4 protein-coding genes and 1 pseudogene are annotated in these 3,808 nt (G+C 73.4%); 2 read left to right on the forward strand and 3 right to left on the reverse strand.

What is annotated here, in order from left to right; genetic code table 11:
- Positions 1–499 (reverse strand): annotated as a pseudogene (locus JGS39_RS41770) (MFS transporter); the annotation flags it as partial.
- Positions 499–1,218, reverse strand: a complete 720-nt coding sequence (locus JGS39_RS41775) for an MFS transporter (protein ID WP_308120963.1) — start codon at positions 1,216–1,218, stop codon at positions 499–501. The pseudogene JGS39_RS41770 and the gene JGS39_RS41775, both read right to left, overlap by 1 nt.
- Positions 1,219–1,384: 166 nt before the next feature.
- Here JGS39_RS41775 and JGS39_RS38350 point away from each other — a divergent pair, with 166 nt between their 5' ends.
- On the forward strand, positions 1,385–1,714 hold the full coding sequence (locus JGS39_RS38350) for a hypothetical protein (protein ID WP_236064612.1): 330 nt from the start codon (positions 1,385–1,387) through the stop codon (positions 1,712–1,714).
- Between the two features lie 4 nt (positions 1,715–1,718).
- Here JGS39_RS38350 and JGS39_RS38355 read toward each other — a convergent pair whose 3' ends face one another.
- Positions 1,719–2,834: a DUF4037 domain-containing protein gene (locus JGS39_RS38355; RefSeq protein ID WP_219574393.1), complete on the reverse strand. Its 1,116-nt coding sequence runs from the start codon at positions 2,832–2,834 to the stop codon at positions 1,719–1,721.
- A 269-nt stretch (positions 2,835–3,103) separates the two neighbouring features.
- On the opposite strand from JGS39_RS38355, the gene JGS39_RS38360 reads away from it, so the two are divergent.
- Positions 3,104–3,592, forward strand: a complete 489-nt coding sequence (locus JGS39_RS38360; protein WP_219574394.1) for a MarR family winged helix-turn-helix transcriptional regulator — start codon at positions 3,104–3,106, stop codon at positions 3,590–3,592.
- Positions 3,593–3,808 lie beyond the last annotated feature (216 nt).

Below are 3,808 nucleotides of genomic sequence, written 5' to 3' on the forward strand. Positions count from 1 at the left end.
AGGGGCGTGTCTCCCGCCACCGCCTGGTCACGGCCGGGGCCCTGGTGATGGGGGCGGCGGTGGCGGTCGCCGCGGTGGGGACGCTGCCCGGACTGCCCGCGCTGACCGCCGCCCCCATCACCAGGGCCCCGGCCGTGACCAGGCGGTGGCGGGAGACACGCCCCTGGAGGCGGCCCTGCAGCCAGGAGGAACCGGCCCAGGCGATGGCAGCCCCCGTGAAGGCCAGTCCGGTCTGCACGGGCGGAACGCGCCGGGCGGTGGTCAGCAGGAGGGGAACAAAGGCCTCCAGCGTGAAGTACGCCCCCGACGTCAGACCGCGCAACAGCACGGCGGCCGGCAGTCCGCGCGCGGCACGCCAGGTGCCCGGCGGCAGCAGTCGCGGTACGAACACCACCAGCAGGGCGAGCCCCGCCACCCCGCACAGCAGATGCCGTACGTCCCAGCCCGACACGGCGTACTGGCCCAGCGCCGCGCCCACGCTCACCGCGGCCGCGACCATCAGCGTGGGCCGTGATGCGCGCTCCGCCGACGGATCGACCCCGGACGACCGGACTGCGGGCGACCGGACTCCGGACGACCGGGCTCCGGCTCCTCCGGGGGTGCCTGCCAGGAACGGCTGCGCAGGAGGAGGACCACGGCCAGCGACGGAATCACGGTGAGGGCGGCCAGGCCGAAGAACACGGCGCGCCAGGACCACCACTCGGCCACCAGCCCGGCCAGCGGCGGGCCGGCCAGGGACGGGATGATCCAGCAGGTGCTCATCAGCGCCAGGGCGCGCGCCCGCAGCCGGTCCGGATAGGCGTGCGCGATGGCCGTGTTGATGGCCACCGCGATCATCCCGGCCGCCACCCCGTCCAGGAACCGTCCGACCGCCAACTGCCAGATGGTGGTGCTGGTCGCCGACACGACCAGGGTGACCACCGCCAGCACGACACCCGCCGCCAGCGGGCGCCCCGCACCCGCCCGGTCCGCCCAGTCGCCGCCCAGCACCCCGCCGAACAGGCTCGCCGCGACGAAGCAGCCCGCCACCAGCGGGTAGAGCGGCACCCCGTCCAGCTCGCGGGCGGCCACCGGAAGCATGGGGACGACGGCGAGTGCGGCGAACCCGGTCAGGAACATCACCGCGGCGAAGCCGATCGTGGCGGCCGCGTAAGCCGGCGAGAACAGCCGCTCCTCCGCGCCCCCGGGTGCCTGATGAGCCGTCGCCGGGCCGGTCATCGCCGGCCGCCCGTCATCGACCCGTCGTTCCCGTTGCCGCGGAGGGCATGTGCGTGGACGAACACTTTCGGATCATGCGTCACGGGCGTTCAAGCTAGGCGGGCCGCGCGACTGCCCGCCACTGGTTTTCGCGCCTGCCCCGCCCATGCGGCGTACGCTCGACCGCATGGATGAGCTGCTGCCGTTCCTCGTGTTCGCCGGCGCCCTCGCCGCGGTCCTGGGCAGCTTCTTCTGGCTGGCCTCGCGGGTCCGCCGACGCGGCCTCGCCGGTGCGGCGATGCAGGCCGCGATGGCGTCGTACGACGAGGCGTTCCGGGTGACGGCCCACGACTCGTACTACGAGATCCAGGCGCAGGTGGAGCGGCAGGCACCGATGGCCGCCCCCGACGATCCGTGGCGGCCGCTGCGCGACCGGCCCGGCAGCCGGCCGGGTGCGGGGAGCACACGGACCCGCACCCCGCGCCGCCGACGCCGTTGGCGGGCTCTCGGACGCTGAACCCTCACCGTCCGCCCACCGCCGCACTCGCCGCCCGCAGCGCGCCCCCGTCCCTCCCCATGAGCAGGTCCGTGCTGTCCGCCCACTGGTCGACGACCCCGGTCAGCGGCAGGCCCCGCAGGTCCGGGTCCGTGAGCGAGTCGGCCAGTGGGCGGGCGAAGCGCTCGGCGTGCAGGACGCGGTACGGACGGCCGTGGTACGGGCGCGGCGCCGGGTCCACCGGATCGACCAGGCCGGTCGCGTTCTGGCGGATCGCCACCGCCTCGTACGCGGTGCACAACAGCCGCTCACGCTCCTGGTGGTCCGTCACCGTCAGCGCGCCGCACAGGGACGGCATCAGCTCCCCGGCCGCCTCCAGTCGGGCGAACGCGCTGCCCAGCCATTTGCCGTACGGGGGAAAGCGCCGCTCCAGCAGCAGGCTGAGCCGCATGAGGTCCCGCACCAGCCGGGCCGCGACGACGGCCGAACCGAGTGCGTCGCCGACCTCGGCGCAGCGCCCGACGAACGCCTCCTCCTGGGAGATCCGCTGCCACTGGCAGGCCAGCACATAACGCCACACCTGCTCCGGGTAGCGGGCGAGTCGCGCGCGGGCGGTGGTGAGGAGACCGGGGCCGTCGTGGAAAACCGCACCGGCGGTGACCCCGGCGAGCCTCTGCTGCGGCATGGCGAGCCAGTCCCGTACGCCCGGTTCCGTGGTGGAGGCGTCGAGGCCGAGCTCCCGGGTCAGCCAGGCGCCGGTGTCGTGCGCGACCACGCGGTGGTTGACGGGGCCGTCGGTCGCCGCCATGTGGCCGACCGGGTCGAGCGGGTCGTCGGCCGGACGGAAGTGGGTGGGCCAGCCGCGGATCTCCTTCGGCAGCCGGTCCGCCAGCAGCCGCCGGATCGCCTCGCCATGGGCCGCGGCGTCGTCCGGCGCGAGAAAGAGGTCCAGGCGCGGGCCCCAGTCGTGGTCGGCCGACCGTGCGGTGTCGAAACCGAGCACCTCCGAACCCGGACCGATCCGCGCGGCGGCGTACGGCAGGCCGGGGAAGGCGTCGTCGAGGACGGGCCGCACCGCCTCCTCGTACAGGATCCGGGAGAGCTCCAGACCGGGCAGGAACGCGGGTTCGGCAGAGGTCATACGGCCACTGTGCGGGCGGCGGGAGCGGTCGGCCAACGAATAACACCCGGGGTCTTCCACCGAACGGTCCTGACGACCACAGACCACAGACACAGACACAGACCACGACCGCAACGGCAACAGCAACCGCAGACGGCAGACGGCAGACGGCACGGCAGACCGCGGACCGCAGACGGCACGGCAAACCGCAGACCGACCGGACATCGCAGCGGCGAGACAAGTTCGCTTGCGGACGATCCGCCACAGACCGAATTGTTACGCTGGCGGACATGACCGCCATGGCACCCACCCGCACCGCACCGGACCTCTCCTACCTCCTGGACCACACCAGTCACGTCCTGCGAACCCAGATGTCGGCGGCGCTCGCCGAGATCGGGCTCACCGCGCGTATGCACTGCGTCCTGGTCCATGCCCTGGAGGAGGAGCGCACCCAGATCCAGCTCGCCGAGATCGGCGACATGGACAAGACGACGATGGTGGTGACCGTGGACGCCCTGGAGGGCGCGGGACTCGCCGAGCGCCGCCCCTCCAGCCGGGACCGGCGGGCGCGGATCATCGCCGTCACCGAGCGGGGCGCCGCACTCGCCGCGCAGAGCCAGGAGATCGTCGACCGGGTGCACGAGGAGGCCCTGAGCAGCCTGCCCCGGACCGGCCGGGAGGCCCTCCTGCGCGCCCTGAACCAGCTGGCCGGAGAGCACCTGGCCGCCCCCGCCGAACATCCGCGAGCGGCCCGCCGGGCCCGCCAGAGCCAGAAGTAGTCAGCTCCACCGAAGACCGAAGACCGAAGACCGAGGACCGAAGGGCGCCGGTACCGACCACCGGTCGCCGGTGCCGGTCACCGCCCGCCGCGCCATCCGCAGAAACTAGAACCGAAAGAAATAGTCTACAACAAAACCATCTGCTACGTTCCCTCTTGTCGAACCCGCCGACAGGAGAGCCCGATGTCTGCCACCACGCCCAGCTCACCCCCCGCC

Source organism: Streptomyces poriferorum, from assembly GCF_019399235.1.
GTDB classification, from domain to species: domain Bacteria; phylum Actinomycetota; class Actinomycetes; order Streptomycetales; family Streptomycetaceae; genus Streptomyces; species Streptomyces poriferorum.

Bases quoted from the DNA above. Each gene is read 5' to 3' on its own strand.
- JGS39_RS41775 (WP_308120963.1), bottom strand. From the start codon at position 1,218: ATGACCGGCCCGGCGACGGCTCATCAGGCACCCGGGGGCGCGGAGGAG.
- JGS39_RS38355 (WP_219574393.1), bottom strand. From the start codon at position 2,834: ATGACCTCTGCCGAACCCGCGTTCCTGCCCGGTCTGGAGCTCTCCCGG.
- JGS39_RS38350 (WP_236064612.1), top strand. From the start codon at position 1,385: ATGGATGAGCTGCTGCCGTTCCTCGTGTTCGCCGGCGCCCTCGCCGCG.
- JGS39_RS38360 (WP_219574394.1), top strand. From the start codon at position 3,104: ATGACCGCCATGGCACCCACCCGCACCGCACCGGACCTCTCCTACCTC.